16 protein-coding genes are annotated in these 20730 nt (G+C 39.6%); 6 read left to right on the forward strand and 10 right to left on the reverse strand.

Going from position 1 to position 20730, the window contains the following annotated elements; all coding sequences use genetic code 11:
* Positions 1 to 76 precede the first annotated feature (76 nt).
* The 3 genes from QT711_RS07845 to QT711_RS07855 form a co-directional block, all read right to left on the reverse strand.
* Positions 77 to 1168, reverse strand: a complete 1092-nt coding sequence (locus tag QT711_RS07845) for a type I restriction enzyme HsdR N-terminal domain-containing protein (protein WP_317943214.1) — start codon at positions 1166 to 1168, stop codon at positions 77 to 79.
* A complete protein-coding gene (locus QT711_RS07850) occupies positions 1165 to 2250 on the reverse strand; it encodes a hypothetical protein (protein WP_317943216.1) in 1086 nt (361 codons plus the stop codon). Before QT711_RS07850 ends, QT711_RS07845 begins: the two co-directional genes overlap by 4 nt.
* A gap of 266 nt (positions 2251 to 2516) precedes the next feature.
* On the reverse strand, positions 2517 to 3137 hold the full coding sequence (locus tag QT711_RS07855) for a hypothetical protein (protein WP_317943218.1): 621 nt from the start codon (positions 3135 to 3137) through the stop codon (positions 2517 to 2519).
* 618 nt (positions 3138 to 3755) lie between these two features.
* Here QT711_RS07855 and QT711_RS07860 point away from each other — a divergent pair.
* From QT711_RS07860 to QT711_RS07870, 3 genes are all read left to right on the forward strand, one after another.
* Positions 3756 to 4277, forward strand: a complete 522-nt coding sequence (locus QT711_RS07860) for a hypothetical protein (protein WP_317943220.1) — start codon at positions 3756 to 3758, stop codon at positions 4275 to 4277.
* 511 nt (positions 4278 to 4788) lie between these two features.
* Positions 4789 to 6201, forward strand: a complete 1413-nt coding sequence (locus tag QT711_RS07865; protein ID WP_317943222.1) for a purine-cytosine permease family protein — start codon at positions 4789 to 4791, stop codon at positions 6199 to 6201.
* Between the two features lie 15 nt (positions 6202 to 6216).
* Positions 6217 to 6966 (forward strand): creatininase family protein, encoded by a 750-nt coding sequence (locus QT711_RS07870; protein WP_317943224.1) that lies wholly within the window; start codon positions 6217 to 6219, stop codon positions 6964 to 6966.
* Between the two features lie 202 nt (positions 6967 to 7168).
* On the opposite strand, the gene QT711_RS07875 is transcribed toward QT711_RS07870, so the two are convergent.
* The 4 genes from QT711_RS07875 to QT711_RS07890 form a co-directional block, all read right to left on the reverse strand.
* Positions 7169 to 8347, reverse strand: coding sequence for a metal-dependent hydrolase family protein (locus QT711_RS07875; protein WP_317943226.1), 1179 nt, complete (start codon positions 8345 to 8347; stop codon positions 7169 to 7171).
* A gap of 17 nt (positions 8348 to 8364) precedes the next feature.
* Positions 8365 to 9576, reverse strand: a complete 1212-nt coding sequence (locus QT711_RS07880; protein WP_317943228.1) for a metal-dependent hydrolase family protein — start codon at positions 9574 to 9576, stop codon at positions 8365 to 8367.
* 11 nt (positions 9577 to 9587) lie between these two features.
* Positions 9588 to 11039 carry a sodium:solute symporter family protein gene (locus tag QT711_RS07885; RefSeq protein ID WP_317943229.1) on the reverse strand — a complete coding sequence of 484 codons (1452 nt, stop codon included), beginning with the start codon at positions 11037 to 11039 and terminating at the stop codon, positions 9588 to 9590.
* A 126-nt stretch (positions 11040 to 11165) separates the two neighbouring features.
* Positions 11166 to 12719: a helix-turn-helix domain-containing protein gene (locus QT711_RS07890; protein WP_317943230.1), complete on the reverse strand. Its 1554-nt coding sequence runs from the start codon at positions 12717 to 12719 to the stop codon at positions 11166 to 11168.
* 429 nt (positions 12720 to 13148) lie between these two features.
* Here QT711_RS07890 and QT711_RS07895 point away from each other — a divergent pair, with 429 nt between their 5' ends.
* Positions 13149 to 14066 (forward strand): LCP family glycopolymer transferase, encoded by a 918-nt coding sequence (locus QT711_RS07895; RefSeq protein WP_317943232.1) that lies wholly within the window; start codon positions 13149 to 13151, stop codon positions 14064 to 14066.
* Positions 14067 to 14850: 784 nt separating this feature from the next.
* On the opposite strand, the gene QT711_RS07900 is transcribed toward QT711_RS07895, so the two are convergent.
* From QT711_RS07900 to QT711_RS07910, 3 genes are all read right to left on the reverse strand, one after another.
* Complete coding sequence (locus tag QT711_RS07900) at positions 14851 to 15957, reverse strand: NAD/NADP octopine/nopaline dehydrogenase family protein (protein ID WP_317943233.1); 1107 nt, start codon at positions 15955 to 15957, stop codon at positions 14851 to 14853.
* Positions 15958 to 16038: 81 nt separating this feature from the next.
* Entirely contained in the window at positions 16039 to 17439 is a 1401-nt protein-coding gene (locus tag QT711_RS07905) for a YfcC family protein (protein WP_317943235.1), read from the reverse strand.
* 132 nt (positions 17440 to 17571) lie between these two features.
* Positions 17572 to 18294 carry a GntR family transcriptional regulator gene (locus tag QT711_RS07910; RefSeq protein ID WP_317943237.1) on the reverse strand — a complete coding sequence of 241 codons (723 nt, stop codon included), beginning with the start codon at positions 18292 to 18294 and terminating at the stop codon, positions 17572 to 17574.
* Between the two features lie 298 nt (positions 18295 to 18592).
* On the opposite strand from QT711_RS07910, the gene QT711_RS07915 reads away from it, so the two are divergent.
* Together QT711_RS07915 and QT711_RS07920 are read left to right on the forward strand one after the other, a co-directional pair.
* Positions 18593 to 19354: a DNA-binding protein gene (locus QT711_RS07915; protein ID WP_317943239.1), complete on the forward strand. Its 762-nt coding sequence runs from the start codon at positions 18593 to 18595 to the stop codon at positions 19352 to 19354.
* Positions 19326 to 19832: a DUF6516 family protein gene (locus QT711_RS07920; RefSeq protein WP_317943240.1), complete on the forward strand. Its 507-nt coding sequence runs from the start codon at positions 19326 to 19328 to the stop codon at positions 19830 to 19832. Before QT711_RS07915 ends, QT711_RS07920 begins: the two co-directional genes overlap by 29 nt.
* The last annotated feature ends 898 nt before the right edge of the window (positions 19833 to 20730 follow it).

Below are 20730 nucleotides of genomic sequence, written 5' to 3' on the forward strand. Positions count from 1 at the left end.
AAAAAAGCAACACACATTATCTATTGATCAGGTTCATTTGATTTCTGCTACACATGTTTATTCGACCAAATACAAACTACTTTACTCGATCCCTCGTCGCTGAATATACAATTAGATTTTCTATAAATATTGAAAATTCCTCTGTAGAAATGCGTCGATTTGTAGGTAACGTCCCTAGACATATACAGTTATCAGCAAAAAGGCTAGGCGCATAGTTTTCAACTTCTTTTATTACTTTCTCTTTCTTTGTCCTACTTTTTACTCCAGAATGCCAAATTTTATAAGTATCGTCGTTTTGGTCAACTGTAAATTTATCTAGATTCATCTGAAGGTTGTATGTACTATCTACTTTCTTTTGCATGGCAACATTTAAATAAGTTCCACCATTCCTATTTCCAAATACCGCATCGTTTTTCATAGTACCACTTGCCATTATCGTCACACGAAATGTAAAAGTTCCTTTGTGTTTCACTTTTACTCGAAAATTTCGATGCATGCCATTCCAACAGCCATTTGCAGCATTTTTGTATGCTACATAGCTTGTTCCAAAGTCACCTTCGATATCAATAGGTAATATCCGTTTTGTCGGAATGTATTGTTCCGTAAGGATTGCATTTTGCAGTTCCGAAAACCATCGCTTTTGGGCTTGTTCAGAGTGTTCACTAAGATAACTAGTATCTACTAGGTGATTAATATATCGTTCATAAGTCGTGAGATGGTACTCCAAGCGACGCATTGGAGTAAGTGTTGTATAGTTAATGCATTTATGTTCAAGAAACCCGATGATGTCGTTTTCGTCTAGCAAGCGAGGATTTCCATTGACCACATGATATATTCTCGTCACACGGCTATTATGAATAGCTACAAATGGAGACTTTAATGTTTCCCAATAACGCATAACTTGATTTAGAGTTAAATCATTGATTATTTCAGTGGCAGCTTTTAGTTCAATTGTTAAGAATGGTACGTGATTTTCATCATAAATAACTAAATCTGCCCGTCCGTCCATCGTATTGACTTCTACCAGAATAAATCTCTTTAGTCCTTCATTGAATTCAATTAGTTTCTGTAATAGCCTCTGTCTAACACGTTCTTCAGGATAGTTCAATACTGAATACTGTCTAATTGGACACCATACTTTTTTCGTAGAACGTACAAAATACGTCATACAGCTCCCTCCAGCAACCAAAACTTCATTGGAAATCTCTCTATATTTCCTAAGGAGATATGCTCGATATAACCTTCTTCCACCATATATTCTTTCACATCAATTGTAGAGCCTATATCATATTCAAGATCTTCCAAAAAGAGGACATGATCACTTTCATCATATCCAACATTGCATAATATTGTTGTTTCTTCATAAAGATCAGCAAATAATTGTCCGCTACGTGCCCAACGTATTGCATCTGAATAGGTTATTCGATCTATTCCTAAGTAATTCTGCCCATCAATAATGCGTTTACTTTCAAGAGGTATTGGCATTAATTCCATGCCTTTAATTTTCTCAATATGGTATATTATTTTATCATCTGCATTTCGTGCCGCACGTTTACGTGCAGCGTATTCTATCTTTCGAACGCTATACATTGCTTCAGCTGGAAGTTGCTCAATCGAGACATCATTCTCTCGAAGGATTTTGTTGAGCGTAACTTCAGAAGAGTAAAGATCTAAGTCTATTAATGAAGTACCCGTATTTTGATAACCTCTGATTTCAAATTTATAATAGCCAAAAGAACCTTCTATGTATTGGATATTTGTCCCCAATTCTTTTACATACGGATTCTTGTCTACATCATCTGTGTTCGGAATAAACTCTTTTGCAGCACCAGTTTGATAGTTTAAGGTTAGTGGTAATACTACTTTGTTAACTTTAGCGATGCCTATGATTAACTCCATTTTTATATCTTGGCTGACCACACAAAAACAATCGCTATTGCTTGGTCTCGCCCAGTCACTCCAGATCATTTTGTACGGATGACTATGATAAGAAGCAACTGCATTAGAAGTTGCAACAATTTTTCTAGCATTCCTTATAAGTGAACTGATTTCTGGATTCTCCGTAACACTTGTTTGAATGCGTCTTGTTACATTTCCAACTGGAAAAGTATACTCAGCAATACTGTTATTGTCTTCTTCAGTTCCTAGCAAAAGTCCGTAAGCCTCTTTAGCGTGCTCGTAATTAGGAAAATATTGAATTGCATCTAATAAAATGGTAGATAAAGCTTGATTTGTGAGCTCAATATACATTCTGCTAGCCCCAATCTAAAGTGTTTTCGTGACCTTATCTACGAGAGGTTTGTAACAAAACCAATGAAAATTAGGTCAAATCAAAAGTATACAACCTTGGTAGGCGCCTGCTCAAACGCGCCTATTTTTCCTTGTAATCCATTGTCGAACAGAACATGCAACTGACGATTGAACAGGCGAGCTGCTATAAGCAAATCCACTATTTCTGTACCTAGGTCTTTGGCAGTCTATGAAGCCACTTTCAATTTTCCATAAAAAAAGTACTTCTATATGGCCAGTTTTTTCTTAAGCAAATTAAATAATGATTCATGATTGCCCTCTAAAATAATGTAGTCATGTTGATATTCTTCATACTCTGAAAGAATATCAGCCATAACAGGTCTATCCTTATCCTTGATATTCTTAAAAATTATTGTTACAGACTTAAAACTACCATTGTCACCATTTTTAATGTTATCAAGGCGAAAAAGGTCTTGTACAAGCACAATTGGCTTTTGAAATCTATTAATTACCTTTGTATTTTTTTCATGGTCTTTTAATATCGCTGAATCACATGCTCTTTTTACAGATATTCCATATTTAATCTTTCTATCAGGAGATAAAAAAGCATAGTCAATCTGATTCTTTCTTTGATTGATTCCAACCTTTGAGACTCCATTCTCAAGCTCAAGTGGAATGTGTAATTCTTCTTTGAATGCTTTTAAAAACATCGACACTAATACTTCAGTAAATCCCGTTAAATCTTTTGTATCCCCTTTATATACCTCACATTTCTTATAAAAACGTTCTTTTAACGAATATAAGTCATTTCCAGTAATCGTACGGATATTATTTTTTATGTGATCGTAGATATCATCCAACAGTTTCTCAATGAAAATAGTATTCAATTTTATCTCCTCCATTGTAATGAGCTAGCACCGCCAATTTAAGTACCATTCTTATGTGCCATAGTTTGAATGGTAGACATTTCTAAGAAAAATTAGCAATTCATCCTAAAGAGAAAAACGCCATCTCTCCTTCCAGTATTTTTCCTCCAGCCTATTACCTATTTCGACATGTAAACATATTTTCCTTCTTAACTAAATAAAAATGTATAAGCTTCCATGGCTATACAAAATCTTTAATAGACAATGATATTATTTAAATTTAAAGATACACTTAATTATCTAAAAATAGCAACTCACCGCGTTTTCTAATGGAGTAACCTATCCCACTCATTAGGTAGTTAATAAGTACTTTTTATATATACAAAAATTAAGAATAAATCCTCAAACATCGCTTATTAAAATGTAATCGTAGTGAGTTGACAGAAATACACCATTAACAGGAACCTGTCTATTTTCAATTGTTTTACGAGATTGATAGCAATAAACGATACAATGGAGTTTTATTATAGAGGGTAAATTCCCATTCTCCTTTCTAGTCACTTTCATCTCCATTGTTAAAAAACGAACCAACTTGTGCAATAAACATCAAATGTGTCTAAAAAGAATGGGGGCTTTTAGATGACAGAACAAAAGCGTAATAAAACCTTAAACACAAGTGTAATCAGCTTCACACTACTCATTGGACTCTTTTTATTTAAATTCATGATTTGGGATGAATTTATCATAAATAATTCAGCAAGTGCCGCATTAGATGTTGTAGAAGGGCAGCCGGCTGTGGTACATGTTATAAATGATAAACAGGAGATTGCCATAAAACCTTATGCTGAAGGGCTTACCAAAGGTTTTTGGGGTTGGTCGGTCACAGATGAGCTGTCCATAACGGATAAGAATAAACCCTTCAAAATAATGGAAGAGACTTTACAATTTGCAAAGAAAAAGAGTCTACATCTAGTTTTGGTCATGGATCCAGACAAGTATTTTGATACAGTCGTATCCCATTCTTCTAACAACGAACCGATTCATTTGAATAGACTCGTATCCGAAAATGGATTTCTTTACTACGATTATAGTGTCGATCCTTATGGAGAATTGATATTCGAAGGTACTACCTCTGACGGGAAAGTGAAGAGGATAAAGTAAGAACAAAAATAGCCTTTTGCGTTCTGACAATGCCAGGAACAATAATTCCTCACCCAATCAATGCACTATTCCATCCTCTTCAAATTCATACCATACCTCATTGTTAAGCCGGTCTGTTGGTCATACGTACGTGTATTTAACGACGGAGAAATAGTACACGTTGCCTTCCATACACTGGATTTCTACCAATCTAATCCACCAAAACAGACTCGCACCAAATCGTTTCCCTTCCAATAATGTGCGAGCGTTTATCCCCCACCATACAAATTAGCGAACAAACGGCCAACAAAGCGATAAGCACAAGCTGCATGACTAATTAATTTGCAATGGTTTGTATGTATAATTGTAATTTTAATTTATTCACTGTATTCGACAGTGCAGAGCCAACTCATTTAACTGTATCAAAGTTCTTCCAATTGCATATAGCGAAAATAAGTAATTATAGGACATTCGCAACATATTTAGCCTTCCAATCGAATATGGTTAATTAACAAAATCGGAGGAGGATTAAATGACTAGAGAAGTGAATTCCAACTTGAATTTCGCACATGAAGACAGTGAGTTTATGCTATCTCCTGTGCCACATTCTGAGCGACGGCCTACTTGGAAACAGGTTATGGTTTGGGTGGGTTTTGGGTATGTAGTGACTGGATTATTTGTTGGTGGAGTTCTTGCAGGATTCGGAGGACAGCCAGGAGTCTCTCCTGGTAAAGCCATATGGGCAATTGGGATCGGAATGGGCGTGTTACTTGTACTGACGACATTGCTAGGAATCATGGCACAGAAGACAGGATTGAATTTGGCTTTAATCAGTAGATATTCTTATGGCTCAATCGGGAGTAATTTACCCTTGTTTGTCATGGCTTTATTAACTTTAGGCTGGTTTGCTAGCATTACTGGTATGGTTGGACAAATCTGGAGTTCATTAATTGGTAATCCAACAGGAATAACGGTATTCAATCCTGCATCATTAGGCTACACAGATATCCCTTCAATTACACTTGAAAATTTTTTAGCATGCGCAGTTTTTGGATTAATTTTCACCTATACTGCCTATAAAGGAATGAAAGCTATTGAAGCGGTTGCTATCCCAGTTGCTCCAGTCATCCTAATCATCGCAATCATCGTCGGAATCGGAATGTTAAACGAAGGTGGCGGAATAGGAAGTTTTATGACGAAGGCCAATCAAATTGAAGGGCTAGGTATAGGAACTGCAATTACAATTGTTATGGGAAGTTGGATTGCAGGAGTTGTAATGGGTGTTGACCTATTTAGATTTAACAAATCCGTAAAAGCAGTGTTCGCAGGTGCAATCGCTTGTTTCGTCCTCACAAATCCATTACTTAACTTTGTAGGCTATATCGGTGCTGTTTCAGTTGGCCAATTCAACTATGTTGAATGGATGATTGATAAAGGTATCTTTTTTGCCCTAATTGGAGTTGTGGCATGGACAACATCTTTATGGACGACCAATAACGCCGAGTTATATTGCAACTCGCTCTATGTAGGGCCAGTTATTTCATCCTACAAGAAAAAAGTAAATCGCCAGAAAATCGTATTAGTCACAGGAATAGTTGGTACAATCATCGGTTCTTTAGCTTTCTACCAAATCTTTTTTGCGGATTTCATTACTATCTTAGGTGCCGCATTCCTTCCATTGGCTGGTCCTCTAATTGCAGACTATTTTATCGTCAAAAAAGGTTCCTATAAAGTTGAGGAAATTAATACGCAAGCAAAATATAAAATGGCAGGTATTCTCTCTTTTTTAATCGGGGCAACCTTAGGACTGGTATTCGAGTATGGTATTGTATTGCCATTTGGATTACCATCAGGACTAGTCGCATTACTTATCACAATTATACTATATCCAATTATTTATCGTTTCACAGCCGACTCAAAAACGCATACGTTAGAAATAGATTGAATGGAGGATATTCAAATGACAAAAATCGGAACAAATATGACCTATCACCAATTTCAACAATTGAAAATTGACAAAGTGGTTTTCGGTGTCGGGGCATTTGAAACGCATGGGAGTCATATGCCATTTGGAACTGATGCTCTCATCTCTAACATTCTCTCAGAGAAACTAGCGCAGCGTGTAGAAGGCATGATGGTTCTACCACCAATCAATTATGGACTAAGCGAGCATTATAACGATCTTCCCTTCACAATAAGTCTTAAACCGGAAACAATCATAAATGTCATAAAAGAAGTTTTACAAGAAATCATAAGAAATGGAATCACTAAAATCTTAATCATAAATGGACATGATGGAAATATTGCTCCAATTGAATTAGCTGCACGGGCTGTCAAAGTCGAACATCCGCATGTAACTATTGCATCCTTTAATGACTGGTGGGTGGCTGCAGGTAAAATGGTTCCCGAAAATTTCTTCGAAAAATGGAATGGACTTGGCCATGCTGGAGAATGTGAAACATCGATGGGCTTAGCTCTTTTTGAGGATTACATTCAAATGGAATATGCCAAAGGGAATATTCCAGACCTACCAGAACACGTTGAAATTAAATGGAGATTTGAAGAATTGACTCCGACCGGCGCGTCAGGAGATCCAAGTGTTGCGACATTGGAAAAAGGTAAGAAGCTGGAGGAAGTTGTCTTGCAGGTTTTAGAAGATTTTGTGAGAAAAATGGATGAAAGCAATTGGGCTTATGCATTAAAGGTTTAATTGCAATTCTTAAAACAGTTTACGATGTGTTCAATTATTAAGAGGAAGCCGATTAATTGTCTCCAAACCGACTTCCTCTCGTTTTGTTAATGTTTGAGTGGATTGTATTAGATACTTTCATTCAAGATTTCCTGCAACTAGTTGTATTTTTCACTTGAAAACTATTTATCTGAATTCATTGGAACACTAGCCCCTTTTTCATTCACCTAACCCGCACACCTTCCACATAAACCGCCTGAACATCGCGGAGCCAGTGGATATCCTCAGCTGGATTATTTTCCAAAACAATAAAATCAGCTTTAAACCCTTCCCTAATCTGCCCTACATTCATTTTCAAAATCTTTCCTGCATGAACCGTGGCTGTCTTCAGTGATTCTTTTATCTCGCCCGTCAGGTCTGCCATGAGTGTGATTTCCTCGATTACTGAAGGATGCGGTGTATCACAGGAACCTGCATCAGAGCCTGCGCCGATGAGCACTCCACTTTTAAAATAACGCTTGAATGCTGATTGATGAATTTCTGTAATTCTCTTTGCTTTCTCATGTGCATAGGCAGGAATTCCATCTGCTTGAGCAATGACTTGATATACATATAATGTAGGAATCCAGGCGACTTCCCGATCAATCATCAGGTCAATGAGAGGGTCATCTAGGTAATGTCCGTGTTCAATTGTATTCACGCCTGCCTTTATCGAATTCTCGATTCCTTCCCTGCCAATCGCATGGGAAGCGACTTGTAGTCCAAATCGATGAGCTTCTGAACAAATAACAGTCAATTCTTCTAAGTTCAGTTCTGCGTTTTCTGCTAGCTCTCCCTTCGATCGACCGTAGACCCCGCCTGTCGCACTCACTTTGATGACTTGAGCATTTTTATAGATTTGCTCTCTCGTCGCCTTTAAGGCTTCAATTGGGCCATCTGCGAACCTTGCCCAAAACGGGTCATGGCCTCCTGTCATTGTAATTGTCTTGCCTGAAGCAATAATTCTGGGTCCTGATATGACCGAAGATTCGACGGCGTCCGCCAACTCCAATGCAATGTCATCAACGGAACCTAGGTCTCTTACAGTCGTAACACCGTTGTAGACTTGTTGATGGCAGTTAGCGACAGATCGGATGATCGTTTGTTCAATACTCTCCTTTTCCAAGTCACCAACCGGATCTTTGCCACCTGACCATATTAAATGAACATGTAGATCAATCAAACCCGGAAACAGGTAACCACCCTCAAACTGAATAACTGGCACCCCTTCCGGTAGCTCATTCTCGGGAAGAATTGCATGGATTTCTCCATTCTTTACCCATATTGCACAGCCGTGGACTTCATCGAAATCCTCACCCACTAACAGCGTCAATCCAGAAATAATCTCTTCTCTTTGTGACAAATGAGCTTCTCCCTTCTTTACGAAAACGTCTCAACTTTCGGATTTGACTGCTTCACAGTTCCAAACACAAATTCACCATTTTTCATGACCTGCTTCTTTTCCTTCAGAACAGCTAAGTTTGCTAATGGGTTTTTATCAACTACAATCAGATCGGCTTTCTTCCCAGAGGCTATTACTCCCCGGTCTTCTAATCCGATACATTCAGCTGCAATTCGAGTAGAAGCGTGGATAACATCAATCGCCTTCATTCCAGCGTCTTCCATAATGAGCAATTCATCGAAATAATACTTTGGAGGGGTTACGGGTGATCCACAATCCGTACCGGTAGCAATCTTTACCCCTAGCTGAATTGCATTCTCCAGCATCCACTGATGAGGGCCTACGACTTCTTTTGCCTTTTCCAATGCCCAACCTGGTATTTTTTCATCGACAGCCAACCGTTTCATAACAATCATTGTTGGAACTAAATACGTTCCCTGTTCTCTCATTTGAATTAACGACGCTTCGTCAGCAAAAATTCCATGTTCAATTGTATCAATGCCGACTTCAAGGCAATTCCTTATCCCATCCAGCCCTTCAGCATGGGCAGCGACTTTTTTATTCTTCTTTCGCGCCTCTTCAACAGCTGCCCTTAATTCATCCACTGTAAGCTGCGCAGAACCGGGCTCCTCTCCGAATGTGTAAATACCTCCAGTCGCCATCACTTTAATAAGGTCTGCGCCTTCTTTCATCAGTTCCCTAGTCGCTTTTCGCACCTCGTCCGCTCCATCAGCCTCTCGACCAAGATAGTGGACATGCCCACCTGTCATACAAATTGCACGGCCTGAGGCAACAATTGTCGGGCCAGGCAGAACTCCTTTATTAATGTAATTCCGCAAATGAATGACACTTTTGCCTGGAGAAGCAACATCTCTGACAGTCGTAATGCCGAGCTCCAACGTATCCTTTGCATTCCGATAGGCGAGCAAAGTCACTTCAGCCTCGTCAAGATGATGAATCTCACTTTGCGGGTCATCACTTCCATCCCAAACTAAATGGACATGACAATCAATTAGCCCGGGTAGAACAAATTTCCCGTCGAGATTAATTACTTCATCATTTGGACCTACATTTGGAATCCCAGTGCCTACGTCAACAATATTCTGATCCTCAATTATGATATATGAATTCGACTGCACATCGTCTTTAATTCCATCCAGCAATGAACAATTTACAAGTACTTTCCTCATAATCCCATCTCCTACTCCACTAAACTTCCTGGAATGATTGTTGTCTTCTCCTCAATTGTTTCTTCTACATCTTCTTTTGCATCACGGATAAACAAGTCTATATCTTCGCTTGCTGCATGTTTTGTTACTAAAGACACCGCAATTAGCAAGACTAACGAAGTCGTTCCTCCGATATAGATTGTCGGAATCGTGGAAGTAATAAAGAACTCCCATACGATTGTTGAAATCGTGCCCCCGATTATTGCAGAAACAGCACCTGCATTTGTTGCTCCTTTCCAAAAGAAAGACGTAACAATTGGGAAAAATACGCCTGCTCCGTAAATCGTATAAGCAACCATCGCATATTGAAGGACCGTTTCAAACCACAATGCGCCAGATAATGCCAATACACCAAGAATGACAACCCATATACGGGTTTGCAGAAGAATTGATCGGTCTGATGCTTCAGGTTTCATAAAACGGACGTATATGTCTTTAACAATATTCGTCGCAGGAGACAGCAAATACGAATCGGATGTTGACATGATAATGGATAGAACTGCAATGAGCAGCACCGTTCCTAGAACCGGATTTAGTAAGTCGGTTGCTACGGTGTAGACAGCTAAATCTCCTTTGATATTAGGGAATAATGATCTGGACGATAAGGAAATAAAGAACACCATTACCATAACGAAGGAAGCACTGATCAAAGCAATAATGGCACCTTTTTTAGCCGTCTTTGCACTTTCTGCTGAAAACATCCTTTGATACAAGTTCTGATCAACCGTCGCCAGCATAAAAAACGGAAGTAACACCGCTAATGCCCCTATTATTCCTAGTCCACCGGTTGGCTCAAAATGAGTGACAGGCAATGTTTCATTCCATCCCGCAAATCCACCAGCCGCCTTGAAAGCGATCGGCGTCGCGATAATTAATCCAACGATAAGCAACACATATTGAGCAACATCCGTATAAGCAACTGAAATCATTCCACCAGCCACCGTGTAAGCAATGACAACAAATGCTCCAATGATTAAACCTGTTCGAGCATCAATATTCATAATTACTTCTAGGACATACCCCACCGCCTTCATCTGATAGCCAACAATTGCTGTAAATGCTAAGATGATCGGAATCGCACCTAAAATCCTTGCTAGCGGACTGAATCGAAGCTCAAGCAAATCAGGCACTGTATACTTGGCAATGGCTCTCAATTTCTTAGCCATAATCACAATTATGAGAGCACCTGACAAACCACCAACCGCCCACCAAAGGGCACCAAACCCATTGTTGTAGCCAATAGAAGCGTAACCTACAACCGTTCCTGCGCCAAGCCAACCAGCAGTAAGCGTTCCCACAAGCACCGGCAGTGATAGACCTCGCCCTGCAACCAAATAGTCATCAGAGCTTTTTACTTTACGTGAAGCAAAATAGCCAATGACAACCATCAAAAATAAATAAGCAATTAGGCCAAACAAATACATGTTATCATCTCCCTCTCATAGTTTACAATTATTTTAGATTATTCTCACTGTTAAATCATTGTTTAAGAGCAACAAAAAAACAGAGAAATATTGTCTACTATGAACAACATCCTCCGTTCATTATTCCTAAATCATTTCATAAACCTTGACGGCCATTAAGAAATACAAAAAGGTATCTGTGTCATCGAAACTAATACCGCCATACAGTTCCTCAATTTTTTTAATTCGGTATTTCACTGTGTTTCGATGAATGAACAATTTCTCTGCACTTTCTTTTAGATTTAAAAACGAGCTCAAATACACCTTTAACGTCTTTAGCAGCTCGCTGTTTTCCTGTTGGTCATACTCTATTAATGGCTGCAGAAGGCTCTCTGCTCGTTCTTTCCCAATCTCGTCGTCTGCTAGTCTTCTCAATAATCCATCAATTCCTACGTCCTCCCATGATATGACCTGAAAACCTCTCTTCATCCCGTGTCGCACACTTATGAGCGCCTGGTTATATTTCTTTGCAATATCTTCAGATGTGTCATTTATCGACCATTCACTTTGCCCCCATAGTAGTTGCACATGCTTACGAATTATTTTATTTATCAAGGTTGATGGAATGGGCTCAAATGCTAAATAGATGATTTTTTGTTCATACAGCCAGACGAGCGGATGTGGATCAATACTGTTAAGTAATCGGTGTACATCTTCAAATACAGCACCTAATTTTTCTCGTTGTTCAGTAGCAAGAATATGAATTTGGCTTTCCTTTTGTAAAGCAGGCAACAATTCTACTTTGTTATCAGTTTGCTTACTATTGTTTAAAATCGTTTCAAGCATAATAATCTTCTCGTTCTTTAAATACTTATCCATCGTTTTATTCTTCACTGCCACTAATAGAAGTGCTGTTTTCCCATGCTTAATAATCGAATGCTCAAGCAGATTAAATCGCTCTTTCATCCCTATCAACAAATACCCATATGATTCTTGTCCATTTATAATCGGATAAGCAATAAATTCATGAGTCATTTCTGCATAGTCTACCTGAAATGGAATACTTGCCAAGCTGTCAGTTTCCAACTCAGCATATTGGAATTCACTTACTGCAGCCTGGACAATCAACTCTGGATCCATTTCTCGCTTGCCCCAGACTCCTTCGATTCCAAACAATTGATTGACATAGACAATGGGTGCCTTCATGTACTTACCCATCGTATTGATTAGCAGCGCTATACTTTTTTCATATGGAATTTCTAGTGCTACTACATTCATTAAGGAAAGATTAATATCCTCGATCTTTCTGCTAATTTCATTGGATTCTTCTAAGAGTAATCCATGATACGCTTGATATACCTCACTATAAGGAACTGGTCCAGGAATAATGAGAAGAGGAAATTCGTGTCGTTCGCAAAACTTTATCACCTCTTCTGGTACTTGCCCAATCAGAATTTCACTAATTCCGATACCACGGACGCCACGCGCTATGAACCATGAGAGATGTTCAAAAATATTATCGATACTCTCAAAGGATGCCAGCGTCGTTAATATTAATCCCCCTGATCGAATCCGTTCACTCTTCAAGGGAAACTCTTGGACATTTATGTATGTAAAAGTTGAATCGACTTTTGTTACTCCAGCTGCTAACCTAATACCTTGGGGAGCTAGTTTACCTAGCAGTGCTTTGAATGTAATCATTCTCTTCTTCACCTCATTACAATAATTCGGTAAAAGTTAAGAAAACCCTTCAATGACTGATACTACCTTTGTTTGTAGAAAAACAGATATCCAAGCGTCCACCTATTATCAGACGGGCACTATCTGATTTCATCAATTGCAGAGTATTCAACTTTTCGCATGCAACATCTTAGAACAGATAAATGTATTTTTCATCATTTCTCAATTGCCGTTCCTCGCACGCACCCACACAGCAGGCACAACGAATTAGAACTGCATGTCGTGTAGGTAACTACTAAGCATCCTATATCGGAATTTTGCCTATAATCGTTTTTATCAATATACTATTTAATATTGGAAGTAATTCCCGAATGTCGGGCTTGTCGACTCTATCTTCATCTAGAATCACCTACATTTGCTATTTTACCTATTGTACATGGAGGTTTAATTATGAAAAAACGCAAGTTCAAAAAGTGGCAGTGGATTGTCGCGACCTTAGGGCTAATCTTTATCGGTATTCTTATTTTTGGAATATCCGTGTATATGAAATTCACAGACACAGTAAAGGAAATACATAAACCACTTGATCGAACTGTATCGGAAAAACGAGAGGAACCGGTATCTGTTCAAAAGCAAGAACCTTTTTCCGTTCTACTACTAGGAGTCGACGAGCGCGAAGGGGACAAAGGCCGTTCAGATACCATCATTGTGTTGACGGTGAATCCAACGACCCAATCTACAAAGATGCTCAGTATACCCCGTGATACGTATACAGAAATTGTCGGCAAAGGCTTTTCAGATAAAATTAACCACGCGTACGCTTTCGGCGGAATTGATATGTCCTTACGTACTGTCGAACAACTACTCGATATTCCTATTGATTATACGGTTCAAGTTAATATGGACAGTTTCAAAGAGATTGTAGATGCCGTTGGTGGAATTACAATAGAAAACCCGCTGGAATTTAAATCGAGCGGCTCAACGTTTAAGAAAGGTCAAATTTCATTGAGTGGCGAAGAGGCATTGACGTATATTCGCATGCGCTATGAAGACCCCCGTGGAGATTTTGGACGCCAAGACCGGCAAAAACTCGTCGTCCAAGCGATTTTACGAGAAGGTGCATCCCTCAACAGTCTGTTAAATTATCGGTCAATCTTCAACGCTGTCGGCAAAAATGTACGAACGAATATGGATTTTGACGAAATAATGGATGTGCAGAAGAATTACAATAGCGCTGTCGGAACGATTAATCAACTGTTTTTCGAACAAGGTACAGGTAAGACAATGAATGGCATCTGGTACTATATCGCAGACGAAGAGGAGCTGGAAGCAATTCAAAATGAGTTAAGAACCCATTTGGCGTTGTGAAGTTTTTCCCCGTTTGATGTTTCCTAGAAGAAAATGTCCTTTAGCACAATACGCTGCATTTGCAGGTCGTATTAGGTGGTTCTGTGATTGGGAACATCCTAAAAATCTTGTTTCCATAATTATCTTAAAAGCTCCACCCTTCCTATATTAGAAAAAGAAGGAGCATTTTATAGAACGTAAACCGGTATACTCCCTGCGGGTCGACTTACCCCATTGATACTGTGAACCCACGCACTGTTCACCATCCATTAGTACGTGGGTCGTCGCAGCATTCCTTATGAAATCGGCTCATCTTCTTTCAAAATAAGCATAATCTATAGGTACTCCCACGTAAATTCACTCGCAACTACAATATCTTTAAAAAAACCCTTAATTTGTAAAAAGCATTAAGCGCGATTGGAAATACTCCCTCAAATATTCACCCGCGTAAAAAGAACTCCTCATAAAAAGGCAGTACGCGGCATAAATCCAGAAAACGGGGCATATTCGGATCAAACTCCGCATACTTGTCTCAATCGCCGCATAATCCAGGCGTTCGCCGCATACTCACTCAACGACAATATCCCTCTAAACAAACCCATTAATTTGTCAAAAGCATTAAGCGCGAATGGAATTACACCCTCAAAAATCCACCCGCGCCAAAAGAACTCCTCATAAAAAAGCAGTACGCGGCATAAATCCAGAAAACGGGGCATATTCTGCTCAAACGCCGCATAATTGTCTCAATCTCCGCATATTCCCGGCAAACGCCGCATAAACCTGTCGTTCGCCGCATAACCGCCAACTAAATCTCCCCGCAAGCCTTCCTCCCCGTCCGTACAAACTCCAAAAATGCATCCTTCCCCATCCCTTCAAGCCCTAATGACGCCAACGTTCTCGCCTCCGCCATCAAGTCTTTTCCAAGCAACAACTGACCCATTGCGACGACACTCTCCATATGCGTCGTTGGCAAGCCGAGCATTTTTCCAAGTTCAATAAATGGCACGAGCCCCATTGGAATATCTTCCGTCAAATAACGGGTGTCTAACGTCTTTTGCCCTTTAATGTCCTGGTACACTGGGTTTTTACTTACTGCATTTGCAAGTGTGTCTTCAAAAACGTTGTATTCCACTTCCATTTGTTCACGGCACGACAACAAATTGAGTCCGAACATCCGACCGATCGCCATGCGCTCTTCATCCATCTGTTCGACATATCGCCCAATGCTTGGCGTGAACCCATCGACGTAAAAGCGCCATTCATCCGCAGATTCGATTTTACCAGCATTGAAGATCGTCGTTGCCGGATGCAAAATAGGATTCGTGTTATCAAAACTTGTAACGAGAACACTTTCACATGGTTCAAATTGTGGGAAAGCCGTTTGTAACACTCCAACGACTCGTTCCGTTTCCGTCGCAGGCAGAATCGCAGTCAAAATCCGGTTCTTTAATCCAAACACTTGGGTCCTACCCGGTTCAATGATGCGACAGCCATACAATAACGTGTTCGTTTCCCCAAGCACGACATTCGCCGTACAGCCTTCATCTTCTAACGTCTTCAAAAACGCAAGCGAGCCGAATGTCGCCGCCGGATTCAAGATGACGATTTGTCCGTCCTTTAAATATGGCGCACATGCTTTTGCGACATTCACATGTGCAGTCGCAGGCACTGTGACAAAAATCACGTCAGCACCTGTCACCGCTTTTCCCATATCCGTTGTCGCACAAGTCACTTTCCCAAAACCGTTCAACGCATCCTCCAGATGAATGCCGCCTTGCGCATTAATGCGATCTACCGTCTGTTCAAATATATCGTACAGCGTCACGTCAAATCCCATCATGCCCAGATGCCCTGCTGTTGTTTGACCGCCGTTTCCTCCACCAATAATCGTCCACTTTAACGTATTTTCCATAGCTGCTCACTCCTAGTTCATCTATCCAATTAATTGTTTATAATATTATAATGTTTCATTCCATCAATAAACGCTTGCCTCTCAATAAGGACCCCAGTCAATCATGACCCCTACCGCTAAAATAATCATTGTCCAAATTGTCCATTTAAGCACAAGTGGACCAGCAAAGCGAAGCCACTTGCCAAACGGAACAGCTGCAATGCCAAGAGCCGCCATCAGTACCGGATGCGTCGGCGTAATCATATTCCAATAGCCGTCCCCCGATTGGAAAGCTTGCACAGCAATTTGCCGGTTAATGCCGATAACGTCACTAATTGAAGACATAATCGGCATGACGACGGCCGCCTGACCTGTCGAAGAAGGGATGATGAAATTAATTAACCCTTGAGAAAGATACATTCCCCACGCTGCAAATACACTATGAAGACTACCGAGCGGAACCGACACAGCATAGACAAGCGTATCAATAATATGCCCCTCTTCCATAACAACAAGAATCGCTCGGGACAAACCTATGATCAGCGCAGCAGCCGTCATATCCGCAGCACCTTTCATGAATTCATCCGTGAACTGATTGAAACTGCCTTTAAATGCGATCATTCCGACAATTATTCCCATGAGTAACATGAGCGCAGAAATTTCTCCAAGATACCAGCCGTACTTCAACACACCAAACACAAGCGCAACAAGCGACAAACCGAGCACTGCCATGATCCACTTATGTTGCGACGTCATCTCGGTATTTACCAAAACAATTGCATCCGTTTCGATAGCTGCCTCGCCAAAGAGCAACCCACTCTTCGGATCAGCCTTCACTTTTTTTGCATAGCGCAATGTGTGGTGAATCGCGATTACGAGTCCGCCAATCATCAGGACTGTCCGTAGGCCTATCCCTGAAAATAGCGGCAGTTCCGCAATCCCTTGCGCAATCCCAACGTTAAACGGATTGAGTGGCCCAGCGGAATAACCCGCATACACACCGACGACGACAATCGACACCGCAATAATCCGGTCATACCCCATCGCAATTGTTGCTGCTAACACAATCGCCACAAATGGCAACGTTTCTTCCGCCATACCGAATGTCGCCCCACCTATTGCAAACGCTGTCATTGCAATGATGATGAATAGCGATTCCCTACCCTTCAGACGGGCGATTAATTTGGCCAACGCCGCGTTAATGGCACCACTCTTCACAACAACGCCAAATACGCCTCCAACAATAAAAACAAACGCAATAATCTCAGCCGCACCAACAATCCCACCGAAAACCGAAGACAAAATGCCCCCGATTCCTACAGGCGTTTGCTCCGTGTAACTAAAACTATCCGCCACAATCAACTCTCGCCCAGTCTTTTCATCCATCACCCGGTCATACTGCCCAGCCGGCACAATGTACGTCAACAAACCAACAAGCACAATCATGAACATCAGCAACGCTGTTGTCGTCGGTGGCTTCAATTTCCATTTCTTTTTCTCCATATTCCCATCCTCCTCTATTTCCACTTTCACCTACATTGCAAATCGACCCCAAACCACTCCTTTGTCTAATTAAGTATAATGTTATAACTTTATAGTGTGTGGAAAAGCATGCAACTGCATGGCTTCCACGACTTACACAAGTTCAATTTCCATATAATATTTCTCTTTGTCCTGTTTCATGACAAACTTCGAATACTCAACAGCTTCCCCAGTGTCGGCATATGTGATCCGCTCCCAAACGAAAAGCGGTGTATTCGGGCGGACACCAAGCAACTTCACTTCTTTTTCATTTGCCACGGCACCCGAAAAATAGTTCTTGGACCTTTTCAACGTAATCCCACAATCCATCTTCAACACATCATAGATAAATGCATCCTTATTAATGGAAAATTCATCACCTGGCCAGAGATTTTGCGGAATAAACGTATACTCAATCGATACCTTCTTCTCGTCTTCATAACCGAGCCGTTCCAAGTAGACAAATTCAGCATCCGCTTCTCTCCCAAGCTTTTTAGCAATGTTCGGATTCGTCACTCGGACACGACTCGCCAGCAAATCATGCATACTACTCACTTGCTCATCCATCTTAATAAACTCGGATTTGTGGATATTCTTTTCAATATGCCTGCCCGTCACAAACGTTCCCTTGCCCCGTTGCCTCACAAGCATTCCCTTATCCACAAGGTTCATAATGGCCCGTTTCACCGTAATATTACTCACTTCAAGCTTCAAAGCAAGCTCCGTCTCCGTTGGAATCTGATAGCCCTCCTCCCAAACACCAGAGGAAATCCGATTTTCAAGCACCGCCTCCACCTGAGCATACAGCGGAACCGTCGCCATCTTATCAATCTTCAACAGCTTCACCTTCCATTCAGGTTATAATATTATAACTATTTGAATTATACGAGGTGTTTTTTGAGTTGTAAAGTGTTTTTTGAAAACGGTTGCAAGGGATCTCGCTCCGTCAAGGTGCTTTCAAGTTCCTTCAACTAAACGATATCTACTGAAAGAAAGGGACAATCTGATAAAACGTTTAAGTACTAATCGTATTGGCAATGAATAGAATAGATTAACGAAAACACCGAATTGCAAATTAACTAAATTGACTTTTCGATAAATTGTGATTAGGATGGAGGTAAGGAGGATGATATGTATGAGCACAGCTTTATATGAAGAGACTAAAAATGCTATCTCAGAAGCCTACTGTAACCAAGATAAAACAAAAATTGAAAAAGAAACAAGTTTAATATTTAATCAATTATTTGTCACAATGCTTAGTAGCTTTACCGATCGTCTCATAGGCATCCATTTAAAACCGTTAGATTACAAAAATGACTACTTTTTAACAGCCAAGAACCGTGAAAATCTCTCTGATTGGTTAAATCGATTTCATTCAATGGAGCTTCCTCTTACAAATTTGGAATTCGGAAAACTGAAAGTCGACTTTGAGGATTGGTATTACCAATTAGGTGGAGTAGAAATGGAATTCCTATATCGTGAAGATTATCTACTAAAACCCAAGCAAGCATCAAAACAATTAGGTATTTCGACTGTTACGTTAAATAAATATATAAAACACGGGTTAGAATGTGTAGATACAACAAGTCATCATAAAATCCCAAAACATGCAGTAGACATTTGGAAAGATCCTGTCTATTCAATAAAAACGCAAATGGTATTCCAAGCAAAGATACACCAAAAACAAACAACTCAAGAACGAATCCAAGAAATTAATCAAGAATTGCTCGAGTTTCAAATTAAATTTAAGGCAGTGAATTGTCTTGAAGTTTTCAAAAACATCAACATACATTCGTTAGATGACCCAAGTCCCTATTATGAATGGCGAGATTTAGAAGAAGAGAAAGAAATACTAGTATCCAAATTAATTGAAGAAGCGAAAGCTGGTGGCAAATAATATTGATACTGAAATCCTTCTTCCAGCAGATATACATGAAATTTTGAACAAGTATCACCACTTACTTCAGAACTATACGAACTTAAGAGAACCAAATTCAATTTTCACCACTTTCAAACGAACATCCAACAAATTATCTGTTCTATTCCCACTAAAAGAACACCCAATCCATGGAATAACAGGTTTACATGCTACTGAAAAATATGATGAAAGTGGTCATGTGATCGAATACCATTATTCATGGGAAATAATTTCCCCAAAACAAGGAGTCATTTATAGTCACATTTCTGCATGGGAAAATGAACCTCATGCAGAACCAGATACACTTGAAAAATTTATAGTACATTCAGAACCACATCATCATCATCACCATGTACCTGGGGACAGACGACAACGAAAAGAGAACTTTGACGTTCATACTTTAGATGCTGCTTTTGCATTTGTTGAAAAGTATATTGAAAGTGGAGATGAATATTAGCCTTAGTCATTTTCCATTTGAGACTTTTAACACATTCGTTTGTCAGAAACAACATGAATTCATGCTGGCACAGGCACCCTACTTAATTTTAGTTTATGATTAAAATGAAGTCTAATTTTGGTGTAGTAAGTCATTAGCAGAATCCTTTCTATTGGTTGGTTCTTGGTCGGTTTACCTTATCTAAAACAGATTCTTGTTTTATCTTTTAATTGAAAAAGAGAATCCCATTCAAAAGCCAACAAATCAGCTTTTGAATGGGATTTTGTGTTGATTAGTAAATAATCTAGGATTAAAATTTAAAATAGGCTAGAATTTATTGGTTACAACTCACATTGAAAAGATAATAAGTATTGATAAATTTCAGCCTCATCTTGAGACGCATCAATTAAACTCGACAAACTAATTATTTACATTTTCTAGAATTTAATATTTTTGCTGCATTAGCAATTTTTTCTGATTTAGTAAGCTTTATATTGTTAAAAGTGTTTGTGTGTCTGATTTTGAGTACGTGGGGGCGTAATAATTTTTCTTGAGGCTTCTTCATCAAGAGTGAACCGTTGAAAGTTTGTCTCTGTAGCCATTTCAACATCCTCCTCATCACACATACTAATCACCTCACATAAAAAGGAGTATTTAGTATACGCACTTCTTTTCCAAATTATAATATTAATTCACCCTTTATTCTACCGTAGTGTTAGGTTATTTGTCGGACATCAACTACAACAATTCAGTAGGATGTATAGGCAATTGTAGTGAATTAACTGAATTCAAACGTGCGTGCGTACTGATTTCAAAGGAAAAGGGTTGCAAGCTTGCCCCCTTACTCAGTCCTGACTTTGACGGTGCCTGTGCCAAAAACATTCATGTTAATTCGAACAATTTTAATGGTTATATGAGA

Origin of the sequence: Sporosarcina saromensis, assembly GCF_033253735.1 — a bacterium.
Classification (GTDB): domain Bacteria; phylum Bacillota; class Bacilli; order Bacillales_A; family Planococcaceae; genus Sporosarcina; species Sporosarcina saromensis.